19 protein-coding genes and 1 pseudogene are annotated in these 23,898 nt (G+C 70.6%); 6 read left to right on the top strand and 14 right to left on the bottom strand.

Annotated elements, in window-relative coordinates; all coding sequences use genetic code 11:
* Window positions 1-10 precede the first annotated feature (10 nt).
* The 3 genes from OG741_RS30915 to OG741_RS30905 all read right to left on the bottom strand — a co-directional run bounded on the left by OG741_RS30915 (window position 11) and on the right by OG741_RS30905 (window position 4,848).
* Complete coding sequence (locus tag OG741_RS30915; RefSeq protein ID WP_405603264.1) at window positions 11-1,267, bottom strand: macro domain-containing protein; 1,257 nt, start codon at window positions 1,265-1,267, stop codon at window positions 11-13.
* Window positions 1,268-1,349: 82 nt separating this feature from the next.
* Entirely contained in the window at window positions 1,350-3,509 is a 2,160-nt protein-coding gene (locus OG741_RS30910) for a SpoIIE family protein phosphatase (protein WP_405603262.1), read from the bottom strand.
* Window positions 3,510-3,777: 268 nt separating this feature from the next.
* Entirely contained in the window at window positions 3,778-4,848 is a 1,071-nt protein-coding gene (locus OG741_RS30905; protein ID WP_405603261.1) for a class I SAM-dependent methyltransferase, read from the bottom strand.
* 370 nt (window positions 4,849-5,218) lie between these two features.
* Between OG741_RS30905 and OG741_RS30900 the strand changes: the two genes are divergently transcribed.
* The gene (locus OG741_RS30900) at window positions 5,219-7,906 is read left to right on the top strand and encodes an FG-GAP-like repeat-containing protein (RefSeq protein ID WP_405603259.1); all 2,688 of its coding nucleotides are present in this window, start codon (window positions 5,219-5,221) and stop codon (window positions 7,904-7,906) included.
* Between the two features lie 98 nt (window positions 7,907-8,004).
* Here the strand turns inward: OG741_RS30900 and OG741_RS30895 are convergent, their stop codons facing one another.
* Entirely contained in the window at window positions 8,005-8,772 is a 768-nt protein-coding gene (locus tag OG741_RS30895; RefSeq protein WP_405603258.1) for a hypothetical protein, read from the bottom strand.
* Window positions 8,732-9,394 carry an RNA polymerase sigma factor gene (locus OG741_RS30890; RefSeq protein ID WP_405605852.1) on the bottom strand — a complete coding sequence of 221 codons (663 nt, stop codon included), beginning with the start codon at window positions 9,392-9,394 and terminating at the stop codon, window positions 8,732-8,734. The genes OG741_RS30895 and OG741_RS30890 overlap by 41 nt, the downstream gene beginning before the upstream one ends.
* Window positions 9,395-9,540: 146 nt before the next feature.
* On the opposite strand from OG741_RS30890, the gene OG741_RS30885 reads away from it, so the two are divergent.
* A complete protein-coding gene (locus tag OG741_RS30885; protein WP_405603257.1) occupies window positions 9,541-10,356 on the top strand; it encodes a VOC family protein in 816 nt (271 codons plus the stop codon).
* A 26-nt stretch (window positions 10,357-10,382) separates the two neighbouring features.
* On the opposite strand, the gene OG741_RS30880 is transcribed toward OG741_RS30885, so the two are convergent.
* From OG741_RS30880 to OG741_RS30860, 5 genes and pseudogenes are all read right to left on the bottom strand, one after another.
* Window positions 10,383-10,616, bottom strand: coding sequence for a DUF6296 family protein (locus OG741_RS30880; protein WP_142213014.1), 234 nt, complete (start codon window positions 10,614-10,616; stop codon window positions 10,383-10,385).
* 48 nt (window positions 10,617-10,664) lie between these two features.
* The gene (locus tag OG741_RS30875; RefSeq protein ID WP_405603256.1) at window positions 10,665-10,904 is read right to left on the bottom strand and encodes a hypothetical protein; all 240 of its coding nucleotides are present in this window, start codon (window positions 10,902-10,904) and stop codon (window positions 10,665-10,667) included.
* 59 nt (window positions 10,905-10,963) lie between these two features.
* A pseudogene (locus tag OG741_RS30870) lies at window positions 10,964-11,692 on the bottom strand (RNA-guided endonuclease InsQ/TnpB family protein); the annotation flags it as partial.
* A gap of 67 nt (window positions 11,693-11,759) precedes the next feature.
* The gene (locus OG741_RS30865; RefSeq protein WP_405603255.1) at window positions 11,760-12,299 is read right to left on the bottom strand and encodes a DM13 domain-containing protein; all 540 of its coding nucleotides are present in this window, start codon (window positions 12,297-12,299) and stop codon (window positions 11,760-11,762) included.
* 164 nt (window positions 12,300-12,463) lie between these two features.
* Window positions 12,464-13,849: a pyridoxal phosphate-dependent aminotransferase gene (locus tag OG741_RS30860; RefSeq protein ID WP_405603254.1), complete on the bottom strand. Its 1,386-nt coding sequence runs from the start codon at window positions 13,847-13,849 to the stop codon at window positions 12,464-12,466.
* 103 nt (window positions 13,850-13,952) lie between these two features.
* On the opposite strand from OG741_RS30860, the gene OG741_RS30855 reads away from it, so the two are divergent.
* Window positions 13,953-14,666 carry a class I SAM-dependent methyltransferase gene (locus OG741_RS30855; RefSeq protein WP_405603252.1) on the top strand — a complete coding sequence of 238 codons (714 nt, stop codon included), beginning with the start codon at window positions 13,953-13,955 and terminating at the stop codon, window positions 14,664-14,666.
* Window positions 14,667-14,693: 27 nt separating this feature from the next.
* Here the strand turns inward: OG741_RS30855 and OG741_RS30850 are convergent, their stop codons facing one another.
* Window positions 14,694-16,988 (bottom strand): hypothetical protein, encoded by a 2,295-nt coding sequence (locus tag OG741_RS30850; RefSeq protein ID WP_405603250.1) that lies wholly within the window; start codon window positions 16,986-16,988, stop codon window positions 14,694-14,696.
* Between the two features lie 69 nt (window positions 16,989-17,057).
* Here OG741_RS30850 and OG741_RS30845 point away from each other — a divergent pair, with 69 nt between their 5' ends.
* A complete protein-coding gene (locus OG741_RS30845) occupies window positions 17,058-17,477 on the top strand; it encodes a CU044_2847 family protein (protein ID WP_405603249.1) in 420 nt (139 codons plus the stop codon).
* Between the two features lie 17 nt (window positions 17,478-17,494).
* Window positions 17,495-19,873, top strand: a complete 2,379-nt coding sequence (locus OG741_RS30840) for a trypsin-like peptidase domain-containing protein (protein ID WP_405603248.1) — start codon at window positions 17,495-17,497, stop codon at window positions 19,871-19,873.
* Window positions 19,874-19,894: 21 nt separating this feature from the next.
* Here OG741_RS30840 and OG741_RS30835 read toward each other — a convergent pair whose 3' ends face one another.
* A complete protein-coding gene (locus OG741_RS30835; RefSeq protein ID WP_361904049.1) occupies window positions 19,895-20,269 on the bottom strand; it encodes an RNHCP domain-containing protein in 375 nt (124 codons plus the stop codon).
* 481 nt (window positions 20,270-20,750) lie between these two features.
* Between OG741_RS30835 and OG741_RS30830 the strand changes: the two genes are divergently transcribed.
* On the top strand, window positions 20,751-20,954 hold the full coding sequence (locus OG741_RS30830; protein ID WP_405603247.1) for a hypothetical protein: 204 nt from the start codon (window positions 20,751-20,753) through the stop codon (window positions 20,952-20,954).
* 15 nt (window positions 20,955-20,969) lie between these two features.
* Here OG741_RS30830 and OG741_RS30825 read toward each other — a convergent pair whose 3' ends face one another.
* Both OG741_RS30825 and OG741_RS30820 read right to left on the bottom strand, forming a co-directional pair.
* Window positions 20,970-22,106, bottom strand: a complete 1,137-nt coding sequence (locus OG741_RS30825; RefSeq protein WP_405603245.1) for an XdhC family protein — start codon at window positions 22,104-22,106, stop codon at window positions 20,970-20,972.
* 216 nt (window positions 22,107-22,322) lie between these two features.
* Entirely contained in the window at window positions 22,323-23,804 is a 1,482-nt protein-coding gene (locus OG741_RS30820; RefSeq protein ID WP_405603243.1) for an NCS2 family permease, read from the bottom strand.
* Between the last annotated feature and the right edge of the window lie 94 nt (window positions 23,805-23,898).

Raw genomic sequence — 23,898 nt, 5'->3', positions numbered from 1 at the left:
CCCCTTCCATTCAAGCCCGTCGGCCGTCCGCCGCCGGGGCGGGAGCGGGCTGTCCCCCGGGTCTGTGCGGGGTGTTGGCCGGGCGGTGCTCCGCCAGAACGTCGAGCACGGCCCTGGCCACCGCCGGACGACGCACCGCGAGATGCACCTCCCAGCAAGGCCGGTCCGCCAGCGCAGGGCCGATCGCGGTGAGCATCGCACGCAGGCTCGCCGCCGGTTCCAGACCACCGCGGCCCGCGCCCAGCAGCGGCAGGCACACCGACCGCAGGGGCGGGCCGAAGCTGTCCCGTTCCGCCGCGGCCGCCTCGAAGACCTGCCGGACCGCCTTGGTGACGACGGCGGGTGTGGTGTCGTAGCCGCCGTCCGTCCTGGGCATCACCACGGCCGCGTGGTAGATCCTGCGGACGCCCTGGGAGGCGAGTTCCCCGGCGGAGGTGGCCGCGACGGTTCCCGGGGCGACGGGCAGGCCCGGCGAGGCGAACCGCACCAGCCAGTCGTGCAGTTCACGGGCCAGTACGTCGTCCAGGATGGCGCCGGCTTCGCTCTGCCGGGCCGCGGCACGGCGCAGTGCGCCGGATGTGGTCGGCCGGTAGGTCCGCGACATCTCCAGATAGGTGTTCTCGGACGACACCAGGATGTCGACGCCTGAGACGAATTCGATGGGGCTGGTGTGCACGATGATGCGCGCCGTCGTGCCACCGAGTGCGACGGGCAGAGAAAGCGGGCCGAGGGGCAGCGGCCGGGCGTCCGGTGAGCCGGTGCGCCGCGTCTGCTCCACCGCACGGACCGTGCTCTGCGTGCTCTCCGCGGTCGCCCCGGACGCCTCCGCCACGGCTCCGTTGCCGGCCGCCTCTCCCCCGGTTGCCGGTGAGCGGGCCAGGCACAACGCCAGTACGGCTTCCGCCGTCTCCTGAAGCACCAGCTTCTCGTGGTGCTTGCGGAACCGGTCGATGCTCACCCGGAAGACATCTGCCGCCCGGCGTCGCCGGTCCTGGGCCGCCCACTCCCGTGCACCCCGCGTCAAACCGAACGTGTACTGCGCGGCGGTCTGCAGATCACCGCCCCCGAGCGTCTCGACGGCGTCCCGTAACAGCGCCTCCACGGCGCCCGGCCGCAGATCCCCCTCGCCGCCGGCACTGTGTACGGCCGACGCCGCGTGCAGCAACGGGAGTTCCAGTCTCCGCAGGCCCAGCAGCCCATTGGCTCGCACCAGGCCCAACTCGGCAACTATGTCGGCAAGTGCGACCGTGGTGGGAGAGAAAACCATGGGTTCAGCATGCTGGTGCGCGGTCCGCGCCAGCAACCGGAATGGACCGATGAATCCGTATCCGCCCGTCCCTGCCCGAGGCCTACATCACCGGGGCTTCGGAAGGGTCGTGCTCGGCCCAGATGATCTTTCCCTCGGCGGTGTACCGGGTGCCCCAGCGCTTGGCCAGCTGGGCCACCAGGAACAGCCCGCGGCCACCCTCGTCGGTGGTGCGCGCATGGCGCAGCCGCGGGGAGGTGTTGCTCGTGTCGAAGACCTCGCAGATCAGTACGTCCTGCCTGATCAGACGCAACCGGATGGGCCCCGACGCGTAGCGGATGGCGTTGGTGACCAGCTCGCTCACGATCAGTTCCATCGTGAAGCCCAGCTCGCCGAGCCCCCATGCGTCGAGGCAGCGCAGGGTCCGGGCGCGGGCTTCGGCCACCACCGCCGGATCGGACGGCAGGTCCCAGGAGGCGACCTGATCGCTGCCGAGGGCGTGCGTACGGGCGAGTAGAAGTGCGACGTCATCGTCGGGAGGGCCGTTGAGCATGTGGGTCAGGACGCTCGCGCACAATTCGTCCAGGGGCGTGCCGGGGCTGGCCAGGGCGGTGCCCAGCCGGGACATCCCGACTTCCACGTCCCGTTCGCGGGCGATCAGCCCGTTGGTGTAGAGGGCGAGGACGCTCCCCTCCGCCACCTCGAAATCGGCCGACTCGAACGGCAGACCTCCCAGGCCCAGCGGCGGTCCCGGCGGAAGGTCGAGGAAGGCCACGGAACCGTCCGGGGAGACGAGCGCGGGTGGCGGGTGTCCGGCACGGGCCATGCTGCATCTGCGGCTGGCCGGGTCGTAGACGGCGTACAGGCAGGTGGCACCGAGGACGGCGGAGGCCGGACTCTCGTGGTGCGCCACGTCCTCGCCGATGAGACCGAGCAGCTGGTCGTCCAGGTGGGCCAGCAGTTCCTCCGGAGGAAGGTCCAGGTCGGCCAGCGTACGGACGGCGGTGCGCAGCCTTCCCATGGAGGCGGCGGCGCGGATCCCGTGGCCGACCACGTCACCGACGACCAGGGCCACCCGCGCCCCGGACAGCCGGATAACGTCGAACCAGTCGCCGCCCACCCCGTCGCTGGCTTCCGCGGGAAGGTAGCGCGACTCCACTTCCAGGGAGCTCTGCGTCGTCACTCTCTGGGGCAGCAGAAAGCGCTGAAGAGCCAGCGCGGTGTTGTGCTCCCGGGTGAACTGGCGGGCGTTGTCGATGTTGACGGCCGCTCGCGCGACAAGATCCTCGGCGAGGAGGAGATCGGCCTGCTCGAAGGGGCCGCGGCTCTCGCGGCGGATGAAGGTGGCGACGCCCAGAGCGTTGCCGCGGGCGCCGACTCTGACCAGCATCAGGGAACACCGGCCAAGGCCCTGGTTGTCCTCGGCACGGTGCGGCTCGGCGGCGAGCCACCCGCCGGCCTCGTCGTCCAGGACGGGGCGGAGGTATGACGAGCCGTCAAGCAGGCACCGCTCGCCCGGTGAGGACGGCGGGAAGACCACGCTCTGCCCGGTCTCCGCGATCGGCTCCCGCAGGTCCGAGGTGGCGGAGCGCAGACCCGCGCGGCGCAGTTGCTGCGTACTGGGCAGAGGTCCGGGGCGCGGGGCCTCACCGAGCAGCACCGGGTCCAGCAGATCCACGGCGACGAAGTCGGCGAGGTCGGGGACGCAGGACTCCGCCAGCCCCTGCGCGATGTGCATGAGGTTCAGGCTCTTGCCGGTCCGCGCGCCGACCTCGTTCAGCAGGGCGAGCCGCGACCCGGCGCGCCAGCGGTCGGTGACGTCGATGACCATGTAGCAGACGCCCCGCACCCTGCCCAGCGTGTCGTCGAGCCGGAAGAACGAGGTCGAGTAGGCGTGCTCGCGTTCCGGATCGGCCTGAGTGCGGCCCCGGTACTCGATGTCGACCGCGGGCTCCCCCGTCTCCAGGACTCGGCGCATGGTCGCCTCGATCTCCTCGGCGTCCAGTTTCGGCAGTACGTCGCCGAGCCGCTTCCCCAGCCGATCCTCCCGAGAGACGCCACCGAGGCGTTCCAGGGCGTCGTTGATCCAGATGTAGCGCAGTTCCGGGGTCATCACGGCCATGCCCACCGGTGAACGGGCGAGAAACTGGCCCACGAGCGACCGGTCCATCTCCCATCCCTGCCCCGTGCCGCTCTCGGTGCCCAGGTCGTTGAACGATGCGGCCAGGGGATCATTCCGGGCGCTGCCGTCGGAGGTGTCCATCGCGCTACCTCACCCATGAGAGGCCGGGATCTCGGCGCATGACCGGCGCCCGCATGGCTCCTTCCAGTGCTGCCTCCAGCATGGCACCGAGCCGCCGTCCGGGGGTGCTGGGATGCAGTCCCCAGGTCCTGTCCGGTCGATCAGGCCGGATCAGTGAGCGGGGTCTGGCGATGGGGGTACCTCCCGTGCCCGAAGGGCTACGGGGGAGAGGTGCCGTGCCAGGGCACGCGAGCCCGGCAAGATCGGCCGGGCAGGACCTTGGGTGGGTTCAGTGCCGCTTGCGTGCCACGAAGTACGCGTTGAGGATGTCGCCCTCCACCCGGCGTACCTCGACATCGTCGAATCCGGCCTCGGCGAGCATGCGCCGAGCCGTCTGCGTACCCCATACCGTGCCCAGTCCGGCGCCGCCCTCGGCGAGGGACACGGTCATGCAGTAGAAGACGGAGAAGGCGTACAGCACGGGGCCCAGGGGATGGTCGACGTTCTCCTCCAGCTTGCTGGAGGCGTCCACGTCCACCATCAGGAACACTCCGTCGTCCCGCAGCGCGCCGGCCACGGCGGACAGCGTGCGGGCGGGGCGGGCCAGGTCGTGGATCACGTCGAAGGCGGTGATCAGGTCGTACTCGCCGGTCAGCTCGGCCGTGTCCGCCACATCGAAGCGAGCGTTCTCCAGGCCCGTCTCCTCGGCTTCGCGGCGGGCCGCGGCGATGCCCGTCTCCGAGATGTCCACGCCACGGAAGCGGCTCGCCGGGAAGGCCTTGGCCAGCAGATTGACCGCGCGTCCCTGTCCGGTGCCGATGTCGAGGGCGTCGATTCCCTCTCGCAGCCGTTCCGGGAGGCCGGACACCAGCGGGACGACGACATCGACCAGGTCGCGGTCGTACACCCTCGCCGTCTCCTCGGCCTGGAGTTCCTGGAAGCGGGGATACGCGGAGTAGGGCACGCCGCCGCCCCGCTCGAACGCCTCGAGCACCTGGTCCTCGACGGTGCCAAAAAGCGCCAAGTACTGCATGAAGGAGCCCATGTTGTCGGGGCCCGAGGCACGGACCAGCGAGGCCGCGTGCTCGGGCGGCAGCCGGTAGGTGCCGTCCTCGGCGGTGTACTCGATGATGCCGCCCACGGTCATCCCGCCGAGCCACTCCCGCACATAGCGCTCGTTCAGGCCGGCGGCCCGGGCGATCTGCTCAGTGGTCGACGGGGGCAGCCCCGCCATGGTGTCGAACAGTCCGGTCCGGTGCCCCAGGCTGCACAGAAAGCCCAGACAGGAGTCGCTGAATATCTGCACCGCACGGCCGGCGAACTCTTCCTTCTTCGCGGCGTCCATCGCCTGCGTGGTCATCACATCTCGCTCCTTCGTCATCGCAGGTCGGAGAGCGATTCGGAGAAGATCAGGAGACGTCGAGCCGCAGACCGGCCGGGGATCTCGTCGATGTTTCCGATGCTACGCGGGGGGCCTGCGGCTCGCCGCCGGGAAGGGTCCGGCGTCACGGTTTCGTCAGAGGCGGCCCAGGCCCGCCCGCCCCGCACGACGCCCCACTACCCCTTGATCAGTGATCCGCATCACATGCCGGCCCGGAGCCGTGATGTTTTGACGGCCCGGTGCGCTGGGTAGTCCAGGCCGCCCAAGTGACGGGTGCGCCTCAAGTGAACGTATCGGAGAGGTGGGGCACTTGAGCCCGCGTAGGTCGCACGCGTACAAACCCCTGAGCATGAAGCGCCGAGCCTGGCTGACCCTGGGCGCGGTTGTCCTCGGCGGGGCGGGGGTGGTCACGATCGCCACGGCCAACCCGTCCGACTCGCCCAAGAATCCGCATCAGCAGGAGCGGCCGGCCAAGCTCCGCACGCTGGGGCTCACCAAGGGCGGAGCCAAGGACCGGGCGCTGGCGGCGACCGACACCGAGCCGTTCTCCGTCGTCGGAATCGGCTGGGACAGCTCCACGGCCAAGGTCGACGGCACGGCAGAGGTGCGTACGCGCAGCGCCGAGGACGGCAAGTGGTCCGGCTGGCAGGCGGTGGACCTGGAAGCACACCGGCCGGACGGTGCCGAGGGCACCGACCACGGCGCGTCCGAGCCGCTGTGGGTCGGGCCTTCCACCGCCGTGCAGGTGCGCGTCGGCTCGGGCAAGGCACTGCCCAAGGACCTGAAGCTGCACATGGTCGACCCCGGTGTGAGCAAGGCCGAGGCCGAGAACCCGGCCGGCACGGACATGGACAACTCCGCCTTCGTGGTGGACGAGACCCCCTCCGCCTCCCCGAGCGACCCTGCCGCCCCGACGGATCCGGCATCGCCGTCCGACAGCGCCGTACCGACGGACACCGCGACGCCCACGGACCCGGCCACGCCGACCCCGACGGACTCGCCGGCCGACACCGCGTCCCCGAGCGCGTCCCCGAGCCCGACGCCCACCAAGCCGACCGCGCCGCCGTCCACGGTGAAGCGGCCGCCGATCGTCGACCGCGCCCACTGGGGCGCCGACGAGTCGCTGGTCGACGACCCCGCCGAGTACATCGACAAGGTGCAGGCGGTCTACATCCACCACACCGTCGGCTCGAACAACTACAGCTGCGCCGAGTCGGCCGCCCTGGTCCGGGGCATCATGACGTACCACATCCAGTCCGAGGGCTGGAACGACCTGGGCTACAACTTCCTGGTCGACAAGTGCGGCCAGATCTTCGAGGGCCGGGCCGGCGGCGTCGACCTGCCGGTCAAGGGCGCGCACACCTACGGCTTCAACAGCTACTCCACCGGCATCGCGCTGCTCGGTGACTTCGAGGGCGACGCCGCCACCGGCAAGCCGGCCGGACGGCCGACCACGGCCGCCATGCAGTCGGCCGCCCGTATCGCCGCCTGGAAGCTCGGCCAGTACGGCGGCAACCCCAAGGGCACCGTCACGCTGACCTCCATGGGCAACACCGGCAAGTGGACCCTTGGCCAGCAGGCCACGATGAACGTGATCTCCGGCCACCGCGACGCCTTCGCCACCGCCTGCCCGGGCAAGAACCTGTACGCCAAGCTCTCCTCGATCCGTGACTTCGCCGCGGGCGCCGGGCGCAACTCCGCGATTCCCACCTCCGACTTCGACCGGAACGGCATCAACGACCTGGCCGTCGGCCTGCCGAAGATCGCGGCCAACGGCGGCACCGTGACCGTCCTGCCCGGCGGCACGAGCGGCCCGGTCTCCACCACCCGGCGCACCCTCACCCAGGCCTCCCCCGGCATCCCCGGTGAGAACGAGACCAGCGACAACTTCGGCTCCTCGTCGGCGTACGGCGACGTCAACGGCGACGGCTACGCCGACCTCGCCATCGGCGCGCTCGGCGAGGACGACGACTCCGGCCACGGCGACACCGGCTCGGTCACCGTCGCATACGGCCCGGGGCTGGGCAGCGGGAAGCAGTACCTGACCTCGGCCGCCTACCGGCTGACCGGCGAGAAGCTCGGCTCCTCCGTCACCGTCGGCGACTTCAACGCGGACGGCAAGGCGGACATTCTCTCCATCGCCCCGGGCAAGCCGGGCCGCTGGTGGGTGTTCGAGGACAAGTCCGCCCTCCCCACCAAGGCCGGCTTCCTCAACACGACCGCGTACACCGCCGCCGTCTCCTACGCCGCAGCCGTCACCGGCGACTTCAACAAGGACGGCTACGCCGACGCCGCGATCAACTTCCGTGACCCGAGCGGGGTTTCGCGGCTGCTGTGGCTCAAGGGCTCCGCGACCGGCCTGGTCCGCGTCGGCATCCTGGACGCGCGCGGCGGCCGTTCGCTCGCCGCGGGCGACCTGAACGGCGACGGCTACACCGACCTCGCCGTCGGCCAGCCGATCACCACGGAGTCGGGCCACGCCCTCACCGGCGGTGCGGTCACCGCGGTCTTCGGCTCGTCGACCGGGCTGACCTCGACCGGCCGCAAGACCTTCGGCCAGAACACCACGGGCGTCCCGGACACCGGCGAGAGCGGTGACGACATGGGCGCGTCCGTCTCCGTCGGCGACGTCAATCTCGACGGCTACGACGACATCCTCACCGGCCTGCCGGGCGAGGACCTCACCCGCGACGGTGTCTCGCAGGGCAACGCGGGCCAGGTCATCCTGCTGCGCGGCTCCTCCACGGGACCGACGGCCACCGGCTCGGTCGCGTACCACCAGGACACCACCGGGGTGCCTGGCTTCAGCGAGCCCAACGACCGCCTGGGCTCAGCCGTCTCGCTCACCGACCTGTCGGGCTACGGCCGGGCGGATCTCGCCGTCGGAGCCGACGGTGAGGACGCGAACAACGGCACGATCCTCCAGCTCGACAACAGCAGCACGAGCGGGATCGTCGCCGGCTCCGCCGTGTACTACGGCACGACGGCCCTGGGGGCACCCACCGGCGCCCGCATCGGCATCGTGCTGACGCCGTAGTCCGGCTGCCGCCGACGAACTGCGGCCGGGGTCCCACGAGTTGGGGCCCCGGCCGTTTCGTGTGTCCGCGGGTCAGTCGGTTGGTCCGGGTCCCCCGGTCAGCCGGTCGGGGAGGTGAGGGGCTTCTGCCCGGGAGCCGCGCTGGACTCGTCGACCTTCCCGTCCCTGGACGGGCGTTCCTTCGACGGCTGCGGGAGAGGCTGCTCGGCCAACAGGCCCGCGCAGTACGCGGCGACGGCGTCGGGACCGCCGGCGGCGTCCTCCAGCCGCTGCCAGGCCGGGCTGTCCGGACTTCCGGGGCGTCCCTGCCGCGCCTCGTACGCACGGCACTGCGCCAGCTGGTCCTTGGCGGTCGGCGGTCGCTCGTCGCCCGTGGGTCCGGTCGGTCCGACCTTCGGGGGGACGGGGACAAAGGGGCGCGGCGGGGCCGCGGGCCCCCCGCTCCGGGAGGGCGAAGCGCTCGGCACCGGCCCGGGCCCGTCCGGCGCGTCCCCGAAGGGCGCCGGGATCGCGCCCGCCGCCACCGCCACGCCGCCCAGCGTCAGCGCGGCCACGAAGCTGCCCAGGCCCACCTTGATCCAGCCGGCCCCGGCCCGCGGCCGCGCGGGCCGCCAGTCGTCCCTGCGCCGGATGGGCACGGCGGGCGCCCCCGCGTCTCGTGCGGCCCGGAAGGCGGCGACGGCGCGCTGCTCGGCCTGCGGTGCCGCGGGCGCCGTGCGCGCCGCGGCGGCAAGCAGATCGTCGAGCGTCACAGCCGCCGTCACAGTCGGCGCCGCCGCCCGCATCGGAGTCCACGTCGGGGTCCACGTCGGCGTGCGCGGCTCGTCACCGGGGTCCATGGCACCTCTGGATCGGTTCTCGGTCATCTCCTTCTCCCAGCGCACGGGAGTCCGAATCTGTCACGCGGCTTCGCCCGAGCGTCGCCAGATGTTTCTCCAGACGTCTCAGCCCGCGGTGCGTGGCGGCGCGTACCGCGCCGGGCCGCTTGCCCAGCACCCGTGCCGTCGTGGGTCCGTCGAGACCGATGACGGTCTGCAGCAGGACCGCTTCCGCCTGTCCTCGGGGCAGGGTGGCGATCAGCGCGAGGGCCTGCGCGGTGGAGATGGTTTCAAAGGCTTCTGAGGCCGTGTCCTGCCTCGCGGGCAGCTCCATCAGATCCTGTTCGAGAAGCGTGCCGCGCGGGCGGCTCCCGAGCCGGCGCAGATGGTCGATGGCCCGGTTGCGCGCGATGCTCGCGGTCCAGGCACGGAAACCTGCCCCGTCCCCCCGGAAGCGTCCCAGGTCACGCGCGATCTCCAGCCACGCGTCGGACGCGACGTCCTCGGCGTCGTCCCCGACCAGACCGCGCAGAAAGCCGAGCAGGCGCGGCTGGAGAAGCCGGAAGGCGGCCGCGAAGGCCGCCTCGTCCCCCTGCTGTGCCCGCGCGACGTCCTCACCGAGCTTCGCGTCGTACATCTCCGCACGGCGGCCGCCCCGCACCTTGCCCACTCGTTCCTCTTCGTCGCCCCGCGTCACGGCACACCCGTACTGATGCCCCCTACACATGACTGCGCCGCGCCCCGCGGAAATGTCACATGCGTTCGAGCGGCCGCAGGGCTCGCGAGCCCTCCTGCGGCGGGCGAGGATGGAGGGTGATGGAGACAACGAGCACGGCACCCGGCGTGACGTCGAGCCATGAGGTCTTCGGCGCACCGTGCTGGATCAGCCTGATGGCACGCGACCTTCAGGCCGCGCAGTCCTTCTACGGTGCGGTCCTCGGCTGGACCTTCCGGCGTGCCCGGCTCGGTGCCGCATTCCGGATCGCACATTTCGAGGGCACGCCCGTCGCCGGTATCGGCGCGCTCGGCCGCGCCCTGCGGGCCCCCGTCACATGGACGCCCTATTTCGCCGTCGCCGACGTGGACGAGACGGCGGCCCGGATCCGGGAGCGCAGCGCCACCGTCGCGGTGGGCCCGCTGCGCTTCCCGGTGGGCCGCGGCGCCCTGGCGGCGGACCGGGACGGTGCCGTGTTCGGCATCTGGGAGGGGCAGCTGGTCTCCAACTGGCAGGCCTGGCGCCAGAACGCGCCCGCCTGGCTGCGGCTGCGCACGCGCGACGCGTTCGAGGCGGCGATCTTCTACGGGGAGGTCCTCGACTGGGCCTCGGAGCGCCCCGGCTGCTGCCAGGTCGACTACCAGGAGGGCGAGGTGGTCCTGCACCAGCACGGTCAGGTGCTCGCCCGGCTCAGTTCGGGCGCGATCGGCACGACACCCGACCCGCTGTTCCAGCCGCGCTGGCACGTCCACTTCCCCGTGGGCGATGTGCAGGCCACGGTCGAGGCCGCGCTGCTCCACGGCGGCTCGGTCCTCGGGCAGGGCCCGGCCCCCTACGGGGTGGAGGCGACGCTGCGCGATCCCGACGGCGCCCTGTTCACCGTCACGAGCCGCCCGGCGTCCAGCGCGTCGCGGTAGGGACCATCACGTCGCAGCAGGGACCCTCACTTGGAGCCGAGCGGCCGCACCGTCATCGGCGTCCCGAGCACCTGATGGCCGCCACTGGCCAGCATGCGTACCTCTCCCCGGTCGCTGATCTCCGCGCGCACGATTCCCGTCTCGTCCTCGTAGATCGGATATCCCCCCGCGCCCGCCTGCGCGGTGCGGTGGACGATCACCGCGTCGTCCTCCACGGCGGACGCCTGAAACACCAGCTCGTAGGTTTCCGGGTAATCCATGAGTGCCTCCCGACATCGTCCATCGTCGCGCAGACCGGCCCCCGGCGCCTATCGGAAGATCGCCATCGCCTGTACTTCGAGTACCGCGTCCTCGGCGTTCCAGTCCTGGACCTTGCCGAGGCAGCGGGCCGAGAAGGTGCCCTGCGGGACCTCGTTGCGCAGTCCTTCCGTGGCGCAGGCGACCCGGACGCGAGGCCCCGCCGCGGGATCGGCCGGATCCGGCGCCGCCTGCCCGTTGGACAGCGCGGCATTGCGTCCGATGCCGATCACCGATATCGGTTCTGCCACTTGGGTGATGGTCACTGAGCTTTCCCCGTCCCGGTTGAGCGCGATGATCTGCGGCTGGGCTACGAACTGACCGGCCGGGTAGAGCAGCACCCGCTCGGTGTCCAGCTTGTTGGACTCCGCCCGCCTGGAACTGCGCCTGGTAGTTGACTCCTCGCCTCCCTGGGGGAGGGGATTCCTGGCTCACGTTGGCTGTGGACCCGCGGTCCGCCAGCTCTTACACGATCAGCACCAGCCGGGTTGAGACCAGCCCGGACGAGCATCACGCGGGCGGAGTTCTTATCCCTGGGGGATACGGTTCCGCACGCGGTGCAGGCATAGGTTCGTTCGGAAAGAGGTAGTGCGTGCTTGGTTCTCGCTCCGCACTACGCGCAGTCCATCGTGGTGTGCGCGGGATGTACGAGGTGCACGGCACGTCCGTGCTTGCGGCCCATTTCGATCAGGGCCGCTTTGACGGCACCGATTGCGGCGTCGGCGGCCTTGTTGGCCATGGTCGATTTGGGGAGGAACCTCGGCCGGAAGTCCTCGACGGCGAGGGCGTCATGGTCGCGGACCACGCGCTTGGCCCACTTGCGGGCGGTGTCCTGCCGCTGCCGGGCGACCTTCCGGTACAGCTTGGCCCGCAGTCGCTTGGCCTCACGGTAGCCCTTCGATCCGGGCTGCCCTTTCTTCGGCCTGCGCCGGGCCATCATCCGGTCGTACCGGGTCAGCTTCGCCTGGGCTTTCCTCCCATGCCCCGCATGGGGCAGGTCGTGCATGTCGGACGTGGTGGTGGCGGTCTTCCGCCCCCAAGGCTCGGGCAACCTCGGAGATACCCGAACAACTGCACTGTCTGGCAGGGAAGTTGGGGACGCAGGGCTACGCGCGCGGGGCAAGCTCGGCGGCGCCGAAGGAGACGTCGAAGCGGTCGCACCAGATGCTGACGCTGGTGTATCCGGTCAGATCGAGGTCCCGGGGCAGGGCGTAGTTCTGGTCACCCTTGTTGCCCTTGAGCTTGCCGAGGCTGACGTGCTTGCCGTCGTCGAAGACCCGCCAGCCCGCCGTGCCCTGCTTCACGGGGGCGTCCGTGAGCAACACCCGCAGATCAGGACCGTTGCTGGTGTCCAGGTTCTCCAGCCGCAGAATGCGGGAGCCGTCGGGCAGCTCGACGATCCGGGCCGAGCCCGAGGTGTCGTGCTCGTGGCTGATGAGCGTGCCGGACGCGAGGACCCGCGGGTCGGCGGCAGCCGGCTCCCCGGCCGCCGGACTCGCGGCGGCGGGGAGTGCGTCCCGTACCGTCTCGTCGACAAACAGCTTCCACGGCTGGAACCAGTAGACCCCCAGGCTCAGCCCCAGCGCACAGACCACCAGCACCGAGATGACCACAGGCCTCTTCAGCCACAACCGCACGCGTCCCACGACGTCCTCCCGATATCCGCCGGGCGCTGTGCCCTGGCCTGTCCATTCAACGGGACTTCGCGCCGTGACGGGCGGCCGGGGGGATGACGGAAGTCTTACGTCAGAAGCGGGCGTGCGCGGTGATGTCCGTGACTGGACCGCTCACCGCAGATGCGAGCGGGAACTCACGCCCCCGCGATCAGACGGTCGACCGCCGCCGTGCCCGAGCTGTAGCCGGGTGCCATCGGCTGGGGCTGCTCCGCGGCCACCGGGACGGCGCGCTGCGCACGGGCCGGGACGAGCCCCCGCGCCGAGACCGGCTCCTGTGCCAGGGCCAGCATCGGCACCGCCGCCTGCACCTGACCCTGCTCCGGAGGCAGCGGCTGCCCCGAGGGCACCTGGGACAGCATCGGGGCCATCGGCTGCGGAGGCGGCTCCGGAGCCTGGATGCGCCGCCCGTACAGCACCTGTTCCATTGCCTGCATGAGCCGCAGCACATCCTCCTGCGGTCTCACCACCAGCCGCAGGAACCGGCTCGAACTGCCGACCTTGTTGCTGCACTCGCGCACCAGCACGCCGTGCTCGGCGAGCAGCCGGTCCCGCAGGACCGAGCCGTCCACGCCCTCGGGGAGGCGTACGTACAGGAAGTTGCCCTGCGAGGGGTAGACGGTCATACCCGGCAGCTGGGAGAGCCGCCAGGTCATCTCCTGCCGGTCGCGGCGGGCCTGCTGAAGGCTGTCGGCGTACTCCTGACGGTGCTCCTTGAGCATGAACACCACAGTCTCGGCAAAGGAGTTGAGGTTCCACTTCGGCAGGGCGGAGCGCACCTTCCCGGCGAGGGTGGGATTCGAGACGAGATAGCCGAAGCGCACGCCGTGCAGACCGAAGTTCTTGCCGAGGCTGCGCAGCACGATCACGTTCGTCCGCAGCACGGCCTCCGAGGCGACGCTCGGCTCGGGCTCGGCGTCCGCGAACTCCAGGAAGGACTCGTCGACGACGACCAGATCCAGATCCTGGAGCTCGTCGAGGAGCGCGATGACCCGCTGCTTGGGCAGGAAGCCGCCGTCGGGGTTGTTGGGGTTGCAGATGACCGCGGCGCGCGAGCCGCGGCTCCGGATGAACTGCACGAAGGACGCCGTGTCCAGGCCGAACCCGTGCGCCTCGGGCAGCAGGAGCATGTCGACGCGCTTGCCGGTCTCCATCGGCTGGTCGGTCCACCGCCCGAAGGTGGGCACGGGCACGGCCAGCGACTCGCGGACCAGCAAGTGGTCGATCCAGGTGATCAGTTCGGTGGATCCGTTGCCCATGGCGACGGTCTGCGGATTGAGTGCGAGCACCTGGCACAGCTCGGCGGTGATGGTGTCGGCCGAGCTCGGATAGTAGGTGAGGATCTCGCGCAGGCGGCTGCCGAGCATGTCGAACATCTCGGGGGTGGGGAAGTACGGATTGCACGGGATGCAGAAGTCGGTGATCTCTCCTGCCTGTCCACCGCCTGCCCTGTTCAAGGTGAAGTACGAAGGGCTGTGCGCGGTGGACGCGCGGAAGAGTGCCGTGACGTTGCCGCCGGCCATGGATCTGCCTCCCCTGCCTGCCAATGGCCCGTACGGATGCGCAGGGACCCTCCCGGAATACGGATGGGCCTGGGGTGATGTTCAACGGCTACTGTGGACGGTGATGTTCACTCCGTCGGGCCCCACGTTCCGAGAGCTCGCCGTACAGGCGCTCTCGTCGATCGAGCACGGCTATGACCTGCTCGCCCCGAAATTCGACGAGACGCCGTTCCGTACCCCCGACCGGATCCTCGATCCGTTGGTACGAGCGCTCCGCCCGCTCGGGCCGTTCGGTTCCGGGCTCGACGTCTGCTGCGGTACGGGCGCGGGAGTGCGGGTGCTGCGAGACCTGTGCGAGGACGAGGTCACGGGGGTCGACTTCAGCGCGGGCATGCTGGCCGAGGCGAAGGCCACCTACCCCTGGGCAACGTGGGTACGGGCGGACGCGCTCGCGCTCCCCTTCACCGAGGCCTTCGACCTGGCGGTGAGCTTCGGAGCCTTCGGCCATTTCCTGCCGAGTGAGCGCCCGGCGCTTTTCGCGCAGATTCACCGGTCGCTGCGTCCCGGCGGCAGATTCGTCTTCCCGCTCCCGGCTCCGGCCCGGGTCGGATCACGGCTGTACTGGGCGCTGTGGGCCTTCGACGCGGCGATGCGTGTACGCAACCTGCTGTGGCGGCCGACGTTCGTCATGTACTACCGCACCTTCCGGCTCTCCGACGTCACGTCCGAACTGGGCCGGGCGGGGTTCATGGTGGAGCTGCGGCCGCTCGAAGAGCTGGGGCGCCTGAAGGACGGCAGCCCGCGGTGCCGGCTGGTGGTGGCCACGCGCCTGGGCTGAGCCCCGGCGCGGGGGCTCGCAGGACGGTCAGTCGCGCGGGCGCGGAGAGGGCATACGTGGCCCGATCCGGGCGAGCAGCAGGGCCCGGTCCGCGGCGAAAACGGGGTCCGCCTGGTAGTCGTCATGGCTGAGGATGGGCGCGTACAGCGGATGCTTGGCAGTGCGGCCGAAGGCGAGCGGGTCGCGCAAGGGGCTGCTGTCCACCGCGCTGAGCTCAGTGTCGATCGCGATCGGCCCCCCGATCGGGTCGGTACGCCGCCACAGATTCCGCCAGATCGCTACCCCCTCTTCCATCATGCGCAGTTGGGACGGACCGAAGTAGGCGGGGAAATAGCGTCCGTAGATTCGCGCCAAAGGTGATCCGTACGTGAGAAGCGAGATACGACGGCGGTACTCCGGCGCCAGTTGAAACGCGGCCGCCGCCGCGAGGACCGACCCCTGCCCGTGGCCGGAGAGCAGCAAGCGTCCCCCGGTGCTGCGCAGCCAGGTCAGCATGCGCCACTGAAGATCGGGCACGGCTCGCTCCGCCAGACAGGGCGGAGCGAAGGGGTGGGCGGCGCGCGGCCAGAACGTACTGATGTCCCACAGCAGTCCGACCGAGCGACGGGAGGCGGGCCATGCGTACGCCGCCCACCCGGCCAGGAACACCAGGGCATAGAGCAGCGGGCCCAGCCAGGTACCGAGCCCGGCCAGCGCATCCACGAAGCGGCGGCTGTAGGTGAAGGCGTCCGTCGCACCGATCGCGATCTGAGCGAAGTGCAGAGCCGCCATGACGCCGGACGCGGCCAGCAGCACCGGAACGGTCTCGGTGAGGGCAGCCGAGCTGTGGGCGCGGGCGATCTCGTCGCTGCGCAGCAGATCCGGCGCTTCGCCCTGGTAGTCGTGCTCCACGACGAAGCGCAGATGACGGACCCTTCGTGCGTGATGGACGCTGACGGCCACGGCGAAAACGACGGCAAGCAGCACCAGCAGCACCGGGCCCCACGCCGCGACCTCGATGAGCGGCAGCGGCCCCGCGATGGAGCCCATTCCGGGTGTACGGCCTCCTTCCAGGATGTCCGCGACCACGAGGACCAGGACCGCCGAGAAGATGGTGGCCAGCCAGCATGCGAGCAGCGCCACGACCGGTCCGCCGAGGCCGCGCAGCGCGACCCTGCCGTGCATGCGCCTCGCCGCGAACGGCACACAGCAGGCGAAGAGCCCCGCGGCCAGCGCCATCTCGCCCACGAGGAGTCCGGCGAGCAGCGCTTCGATGCCCGGGAGCCGGCCGGTGGCGACCCAGCCCGGCCGCGCAAGGAAAGCGTCGGCGAACGTGAGCACGAGCAGACACATCGAGAGTCTCGGGGAGTACGCCGCGATCCGGCTCCGTCCTGCGGCGAGGTAGCGCTCGCTGCGGCCCGCTCGGACGACCTCCGACACGGCGACGGTGGCGGCCAGCAGCACCAGGCCGATGAGAGCCCACTCGAAGCCGGTGAACAGAGCGCTGCCGTCCTTCCGGCCGGGCCCTGCCAGCGCGGCCAGGAGCAGCAGGGACAACGTGGAGCTCGCCAGCGTGGTGTGCGCGGACCGCAGCCGCAGGACCTGCCTGCGGCCGTACCAGAACCCCGGCCGGGAAAGGGCGGGGCCGAAGGGTCCTTCGTCGTATTCCGGTCGGAGACCCGAGAGCGCCGGCCGCAGCGCCTCGGTCCGCGCCCAGGTGCGCTGACCCAGCCGCGCCATCAGGACGATGACGAACAGCGGAAGGAGCGCACCGAGTGCCAGCGACGGACCCGGCCGCGCCCACCAACTGCCGTTCGCCGGACTGAGGAAGAGCAGCCAGGTGTTCTCCTCCACGCAGGACCGGCTGGCCGCCGCGCACTGCCACACCATCAGATCCATGCTGATCTCGGCGAGGTACGCGACGAGCTGAACGGTGAGGGCGGCCGCGAGCAGCCGCATCATCACGGCGTAGCTTCGGGCGACGTACGACCGGCCGCGCCCGTCGGTGCCGTCGGCCCGGGGCAGCATCCAGGAAGCCAGATTCATCAGCAGAAAGGGCCCCAGGAACAGCCACACCCCACGCATCCAGCCGCCCCCCACCCGCGACCCCCAGGTGTACGTCTCCGGGATGGGGCGGCCTCGGTACTCGTCGGGGCGCTGCTCGCCGTCGACATCGTCCGCGCGCCGGTGCAGCCGGGTCCTGCGGTCGCCGCCGATCTGGATCATCCGGGGGTCGCCGAGCAGATGCTGCGGGTCGGCGGGTTGTGTACCGGGGACGATCAGCTCAAGGGTCATGGGCTCGTCGGCCGCAGCCGGACGGATCGCGCCCCAAGCTTCACTCACTGTCCCCCCTCGGACACTCTGTGCCCGCTACTCTGCCGCACAGGGACGGAACGCGGGTAGGGGGACCTGATGGCCGGTGAGGAAGTGCTGACAGCGGTCGAACTCCCGGACGGGACACGGCTGATGCTGCAGGCGGTCAATGTCGCGCCGGAGAGGGCGGGGGCCGGGCCCGAGGACGGTGAGGGCGAGCCTCTGGAGGAGGAGATCGGCCTTCTCTCCTTCAATCTCGACGAGGTCACCGAGGCGCTCGGCACCTTCGCGCAAGGTGTCACGGGCGCGCTGCGCCGGGCCAAACCCCATCGCCTCACTGTGGAGTTCGGCTGCCAGGTCGGTGTCGAGACCAGCGGTCTTGTCGCTCTCATCACCAAGGGTTCGGTGGACGCGAACCTGACGGTCACGATGGAGTGGGACTGGACGGCACAGCAACCGGAGGGGTCCGCCGGCTCGGGCGGCTCCAGCGCCTCGGGCGGCACCGGCGGCGGCAACTGAGCCCGCCGGGCGGCGCGATGGACCCGGCACAGGCGTGGGAGCGCCTCAAGTCGACACTCAACGGCACGACCGTGGCTCTGCACAGCTCCCGGCAGGGTGCGAAGGAGCACGGCACCGGCTTCTTCGTCGGCCCCGGGCTCGTCCTGACCTGCGCCCATGTCGTACTGCCGGGCGAGCGGGCCGCGGAGCACGTGGAAGGGTTCTGGCGCCGGGGCACGGAGCAGGTCTCGCTCGCCTTCGCCGTGGACGACATCGACGTGAGGCCGTTCGACGGCGGACGCGGTCCCGATCTGGCGCTGCTGCGGGTGACCGGCGGCCCGCCGCGGGACCAGCCGTGCGTGGCGCTGTCCCGCGGTTCCGGCCTCCCGCCCGGCGGCCAGAAGCTGTACGCGCACGGGCACCCGGGCCATGACTACTCCGGAGGCGACAGCTTCACTCTGGAGATCGTCGGCGGCTCCTGGCACAAGAGCGGGGCCACGCTCCTCAAGGTGGGCGGATCCGAGCTGTGGGCAGGGGCCAGCGGCTCGCCGGTGATCGACGAGAAGTCCGGCTGTGTCATCGGAGTCGTACGCGCCAAACAGCGCAGAACGGTCCCCACGGCGGACCACGAGTCCCGGCTGGTGCCGGCTCATGTCGTCTGGGACACCTTTCCGCTGCTCGGTCAGGAGCAGCGGATCGGCTACGGCCCGCTCGACGACTGGGTCGGGCTGCTCGATGACGGGCAGCTGCGGGAGGGCAACTGGAAGTGGACCGGGCCGGATCTGACGGGCTATCTCACCCTGTTGCGCGAGGCCACCGGACGCCACGGTTATGTGGACGTCCTGCAGCGGGTGCTGCGCGGCGGGGCCGGAGGGTCCGGCGGCCCACAGCTGTCGACGGCCGGCTTCCGGGTGCCGGTCCGCGCCAAGCCGGGGCACGACGGGGAGAAGATCGGTGGTGCCGACTGCCGTCCGCTGGACGCGGCCGCGCTGCTGCCCGGTGCGCACATCGTCGGCGAGGCAGGCACCGGAAAGTCGACTCTGTTACGCGCGGTTGCCCGCGACTCGGCACAGGAATGGCTCGCCGGCACGGTCGGCGACTATGTGCCCGTGTATGCCCCGGCACCCCTTCTGGCCGACGGAATCGGCACCGAGTCCTGGGATCCGCATCGCTGGCTGTCGCGTGCCGTGAGCTGGGACCTGAGCGATGCGGCCGCCAAGCGGTCGGGCGACATACGGTTCCAACAGGTGCTGCCCCAGCCGGCGGCCTTCGAGGAGCCCCCCTTCCCGGCCAGGAAGTGGCTGGTACTGATCGACGGTGTGGACGAGGTGGACCGGGGGCGCCGGAAACAGGTGCAGGGTGCGCTCGCCGCTTTCGCCAATGCCCCGCAGTTCACGCTTGTGGTGGCCAGCCGCGACCCGTTCCGGGACGGTGACGACATCGAGCTGCCGAGTCTGGAGACTCTGCGGCTGTGCCGGCTCAGTGGGCAGGTGCGGCGTCAACTGGCCGAGAACTACCTCGCCACCTTCGGCGCCGAGACCGCCACCGTCGACATCTTCCTCGGCGAGCTCGAACGCCTCGGCCTCTCGGAGCTGGCGATGCGGCCGTTGTTCTGCGTCGTCCTGTGCGCGGTGTATGTGACGAGCGGTGCCGACGGCCTTGAGGGCGGCCGGTTCAAGCTCTTGGAACGGCTGACGGAGATCCTCCTGACCGGTGCCGAACAGCAGAGGGCAGGGGCCGCTCCCCTCTCCCGAAAGGAGCTCCGCCGGGTGCTCGCGGCTCATGCGGGCGAGCTGCGTGATCCGCGGCTCGCGCTGCGGCCGAGCCTGGAAGAACTTCTCCATCAAGTGCCGTCGGAGCTGCGGGTGCAGTCGGGGAGCAGGCCCTGGATCGAGGACGTCCAGATATTTCTGTACGCGACGGGCCTGGTCGCGTCCGATGCCCCCGAGGACCAGCCCTTCAGCCATGAGCTGCTCGTCGACTATTTCGCCGCATGCCGGTGGGCGAGCACGACGCCCCTGGACAGCAAGGCGGTACGGCAGGTCGCCGAGGACTGCATGAAGCGCGACAAGGAGTCGTACGCGCTCTTCCGCGCGGCCCATCTGCTGACGACCGCTCCCGGTCTGATCGCCGACGAGCTCGGCGCCTGGTCCGCGCGCCGTCGCCATCAGGCGGCGGTGATGATCACCAAGCTGGCGGCGGAGGCGGCACCGGTGCCGCCTCAGCTGGCGCGGGCCGCCGTGCGTGCGCTGGAGCGCTGGGCCCGCAAGGCGAAGCCGGGCGTGCCGCCGCCTCTGCGCTCGCCGGATCTGCCGACGGCCCCGGGATGGCCGGAGTGGGCGGCGGCCAGGGTCGCCGCCGCTCCCGTTGCCCAGCTCCGGCACAAGGGCCTGGAGTTGACGGATCCCGGACGGTGAGAGTCCGGGATCCGTCCTGCCTCACAGAGCGGTGAGCCGCTCCAGCGGGAACGGCGGCTGCGCCAGGGGACGCACCGCCAGCCGGGTCAGCGGCAGGGCGTTGTCGTCGCCCGCCGTGCGATTGGCATGGAGCACTCCGCAGCCGGTGCAGCGGTGGACGAGTACCCACTCGCCGTCACCGCGGACCGAGATGGCGAGAGGCTCCATCCGGGCACCGCAGTCGGCCGCCCGGTCGCCCGGGGTGTCGTCGAGGTGACGGCTCCACAGGCAGTTGGGGCAGTGGTTGCGGTGGCCCGTGCCCGCGGCGGTCATCGACACGTCGAGGCCGCAGTGCAGGCAGCGGAAGGACTCGGCGCGGGCTTCGGTGCGGGCGCGCCTGGAGGTGTTGCGGGACATCGTGGACACGACTCCTGGTGTGATGCGTGGGATGGGCGTCAGCTCTGAACGCCGTCTCGCATCAAGGGAGTTCATACCGCGAAAGCGGGTGGCCTTCCTCGATCGCGAGAACGGTTCCGCTGGGCCCTGGGCATACACGCACCACCTCGGCATCGACATCCGGTCACCCGATGAGACCGCGGCGGCGGGGCACGGGGCAACCGAATTATTCCGGCCCCGGGACCGCGCACCGGCTAGGTCCTGTCCGGTCGATCAGGCCGGATCAGTGAGCGGGGTCTGGCGATGGGGGCACCTCCCGTGCCCGAAGGGCTACGGGGGAGCATCGCAAGGCGGAGGAAGGAGCCCACGCGGAGCGTAGGCGAGAGCCACCACTGGATCTGGTGCGTGCCGGTCATGATCTGGCTGGCCCCACGGCCCCGCCCGGCAGCGGCTGCTGAGCCGGATCACGCTCGCGGCATGGACCCTCGCCACCGTTTCCCGCGTGGTGCCCCAGCTCACCCGCATCCAGGAGCACCTGGCCTCCGATGCCGGATACCCGGTCCAACTGGCCCTGTTCGGCTGGGTCTACGCACTGTGCTCGGTCCTGACGCTCATCGCCGTCGGCGCGGGGGCGTCTTCCGCGGCCGTCCGGGACCGGGGGCTGCACGGCCGTTCCCCGGGCGGTGTGGGAGCGGGCAGGGGCTGACGTCCCCGTACCTCCTCAGGCCACGGAACCTATCCGGCCCGCCGGAACCGCCGTGCCGTCGTGGTGGATGGGCGTGTGCGCGCCCGTCAGGGAGACTCCGCTGCCGCCACGCCGGTTCGCCACGATCTCCGCCGCGATCGACAGCGCCGTCTCCTCCGGCGTACGCGCGCCGAGGTCCAGGCCGATGGGGCTGCGCAGGCGGGCCAGTTCGAGTTCCGTGACGCCGACCTCGCGCAGGCGCTTATTGCGGTCCTCGTGCGTGCGGCGTGAGCCCATCGCGCCGACGTACGCGACGGGAAGCCTGAGGGCCAGTCCTAGCAGAGGCACGTCGAACTTGGCGTCGTGGGTGAGGACGCAGAGGACCGTACGCCCGTCCACCTCCGTCGACTCCAGATAGCGGTGCGGCCAGTCGACCACGATCTCGTCCGCCTCCGGGAAACGCGCGGCGGTCGCGAAGACAGGGCGCGCGTCGCAGACCGTGACGTGGTAACCGAGGAACTTTCCGACCCGTACCAGCGCCGACGCGAAGTCGATCGCGCCGAAGACGATCATCCGCGGCGCGGGCACCGAGGACTCGACGAGAAGGGTCAGCGGGCGGCCGCAGCGCACGCCGTCCTCGCCGATCGTGACGGAGGCCGTGCGGCCCGCGTCAAGGAGGGCCAGTGCCTCGCCCGCAGCCGTACGGTCGAGTTCCGGGTGGCCGCCGAGGGAACCTTCGTACGAGCCGTCGGGCCGCACCAGCAGCGCCCGGCCCATCAGTTCGGACGGTCCGTCGGTGATACGGGCGAGCGCCGCCGCCTCCCCTTGGGCGGCGGCCGCGAGTGCCGCGGGGAAGACCCCGCCGCGTACCGGGGTGACCAGGATGTCGATGATGCCGCCGCAGGTCAGACCGACGGCGAAGGCGTCCTCGTCGCTGTAGCCGAACCGCTCGAGGACGGTGCGACCGTCCTCGAGCGACTGCTGGCACAACTCGTACACCGCGCCTTCGACACACCCTCCGGAGACCGACCCGATCGCCGTGCCGTCGCTGTCCACGGCGAGTGCCGCGCCGGGCTGCCGGGGGGCGCTGCCGCCGACGGCCACCACGGTGGCGACGGCGAACTCGCGTCCCTGCTCGACCCACCGGTTCAGCTCGTCGGCGATGTCCAGCATGTCGGTCTCCTCAAGGGTGTGTGTGAGGGCGGAGGGGAGCTAGGCCGTGTTTTGGAACTCCCGCCTGGCCCGCGACGCCTGGCACGCACACTCGCTGCGTTGTCGGAGTCATCCAAGTACGTCCAGTACGAGGATGATCCTCCGCCTTGCGATTGCACGCACCAGACGCCGCGAGCCCCGCCCTACGGGCGGACGGCGCTAGTTCTAAAACACGGCCTAGTTGACTCCCAGCCAGCCCTCGATCGGGTGAAGGGCGAAGTACGCCAGGAAGACGGCGGACAGCACCCACATCAGCCAGCCGACGTCGCGGGACCGGCCCTGAACGGTCTTGATCAGGACGTGGGCGATGACGCCCGCCGCGATGCCCGCGGTGATCGAGTACGTGAAGGGCATCAGCACGGTCGTGAGGAAGACCGGGATCGAGGTCGCCTGGTCGTTCCAGTCGATGTGCTTGGCGTTCGTCAGCATCATCGAGCCGATGACGACGAGTGCGGCGGCGGCCACCTGGGTGGGGATGACCTGGGCCAGCGGGGTGAAGAACAGGCAGAGCGTGAAGGCGAGACCGGTGATGACACTGGCGAGGCCGGTGCGCGCACCGTCGCCGACGCCCGCGGTGGACTCGACGAACACCGTCTGGCCGGAGGCACCGGCGACACCGCCCAGCGCGCCACCCGCACCGTCGATGGCGAGCGCCTTGTTGAGACCGGGCATCTTGCCCTTGTCGTCGGCGAGGCCCGCCTGCTGGCCGATGCCGATGATGGTGCCCATGGCGTCGAAGAAGCCGGCCAGCACCAGGGTGAAGACGATGACGCCGACGGTGATACCACCGACGCTGCCGATTCCGCTGAACGAAACACTGCCGAAGAGGCCGAAGTCAGGGGTGCTGACGATGGAGCCGGTGATCTCGGGCGCGTTCAGTCCGCCCCAGGCCTTCTTGTCGAGGCCGGCGAACTGGTGGACCAACGCCGCGAAAACGGTACCGCCGACGATGCCGATGAGGATCGCACCGGGGACCTTGCGGACCTGGAGCAGAAAGATCAGCAGGACGGTGACGGAGAAACAGAGCACCGGCCAGCCGGTGAGCATGTCACTCGTACCGAGCTGGATCGGCTTCGCGCCGGAGAGGCCGCCGGGGCCGGGCATGGAGGTGACGAAGCCCGCCTGGACCAGGCCGATGAGGCAGACGAAGAGGCCGATGCCCATGGTGATGGCGTGCTTGAGCGCCAGGGGGATGGCGTTCATGATCAGCTCGCGCAGACCGGTGACAACGAGCAGGACGATCACGAGACCGTAGATGACGCACATGCCCATCGCGTTTTCCCAGGTCATCTCCGGAGCGACCTGGAATGCCATGACGGCGGAGACGCTGAGTCCCGCGGCGAGGGCGAGCGGCACATTGCCGATGAAGCCCATCACGATGGTGGTTGCGGCGGCGGCGAATACGGTCGCGGTGGTCAGCTGATCACCGTCGAGCTTGTGACCGGCCGCATCGGGCACCGACAGAATCACCGGGTTGAGAAGGATGATGTACGCCATCGCCATGAAGGTGGTGACGCCGCCACGCACCTCCCGGCCGATGGTCGAACCGCGCTGGGTTATGTGGAAGTACCGGTCGAGCCAGGACCGCCCGGCGGGCTGGCGCGTTCCCGCGCCGGCGTCCTCCGCCGTGGTCCTGGTTTCAAGGGACTGCTGGGTCATGGTGCCTACTCCCAAGGTTCACAGGGGCACCCGCATGGGGACTCGAGATTGCGGGATTTGGGATGGTGCGTGGGCTGCACGACCCGGGGGACGG

The organism is Streptomyces sp. NBC_01410 (assembly GCF_045040195.1).
Classification (GTDB): domain Bacteria; phylum Actinomycetota; class Actinomycetes; order Streptomycetales; family Streptomycetaceae; genus Streptomyces.
The sequence above is the reverse complement of the archived record's forward strand: the minus strand, read 5'-3'. Positions and strand labels throughout refer to the sequence as shown.

Bases quoted from the DNA above. Each gene is read 5' to 3' on its own strand.
- OG741_RS30910 (WP_405603262.1), bottom strand. From the start codon at position 3,509: ATGGACACCTCCGACGGCAGCGCCCGGAATGATCCCCTGGCCGCATCG.
- OG741_RS30835 (WP_361904049.1), bottom strand. From the start codon at position 20,269: ATGTCCCGCAACACCTCCAGGCGCGCCCGCACCGAAGCCCGCGCCGAG.
- OG741_RS30880 (WP_142213014.1), bottom strand. From the start codon at position 10,616: ATGGATTACCCGGAAACCTACGAGCTGGTGTTTCAGGCGTCCGCCGTG.
- OG741_RS30840 (WP_405603248.1), top strand. From the start codon at position 17,495: ATGGACCCGGCACAGGCGTGGGAGCGCCTCAAGTCGACACTCAACGGC.
- OG741_RS30915 (WP_405603264.1), bottom strand. From the start codon at position 1,267: ATGGTTTTCTCTCCCACCACGGTCGCACTTGCCGACATAGTTGCCGAG.
- OG741_RS30895 (WP_405603258.1), bottom strand. From the start codon at position 8,772: ATGACCGAGAACCGATCCAGAGGTGCCATGGACCCCGGTGACGAGCCG.
- OG741_RS30900 (WP_405603259.1), top strand. From the start codon at position 5,219: ATGAAGCGCCGAGCCTGGCTGACCCTGGGCGCGGTTGTCCTCGGCGGG.
- OG741_RS30905 (WP_405603261.1), bottom strand. From the start codon at position 4,848: ATGACCACGCAGGCGATGGACGCCGCGAAGAAGGAAGAGTTCGCCGGC.
- OG741_RS30885 (WP_405603257.1), top strand. From the start codon at position 9,541: ATGGAGACAACGAGCACGGCACCCGGCGTGACGTCGAGCCATGAGGTC.
- OG741_RS30855 (WP_405603252.1), top strand. From the start codon at position 13,953: ATGTTCACTCCGTCGGGCCCCACGTTCCGAGAGCTCGCCGTACAGGCG.
- OG741_RS30825 (WP_405603245.1), bottom strand. From the start codon at position 22,106: ATGCTGGACATCGCCGACGAGCTGAACCGGTGGGTCGAGCAGGGACGC.
- OG741_RS30845 (WP_405603249.1), top strand. From the start codon at position 17,058: ATGGCCGGTGAGGAAGTGCTGACAGCGGTCGAACTCCCGGACGGGACA.
- OG741_RS30820 (WP_405603243.1), bottom strand. From the start codon at position 23,804: ATGACCCAGCAGTCCCTTGAAACCAGGACCACGGCGGAGGACGCCGGC.
- OG741_RS30860 (WP_405603254.1), bottom strand. From the start codon at position 13,849: ATGGCCGGCGGCAACGTCACGGCACTCTTCCGCGCGTCCACCGCGCAC.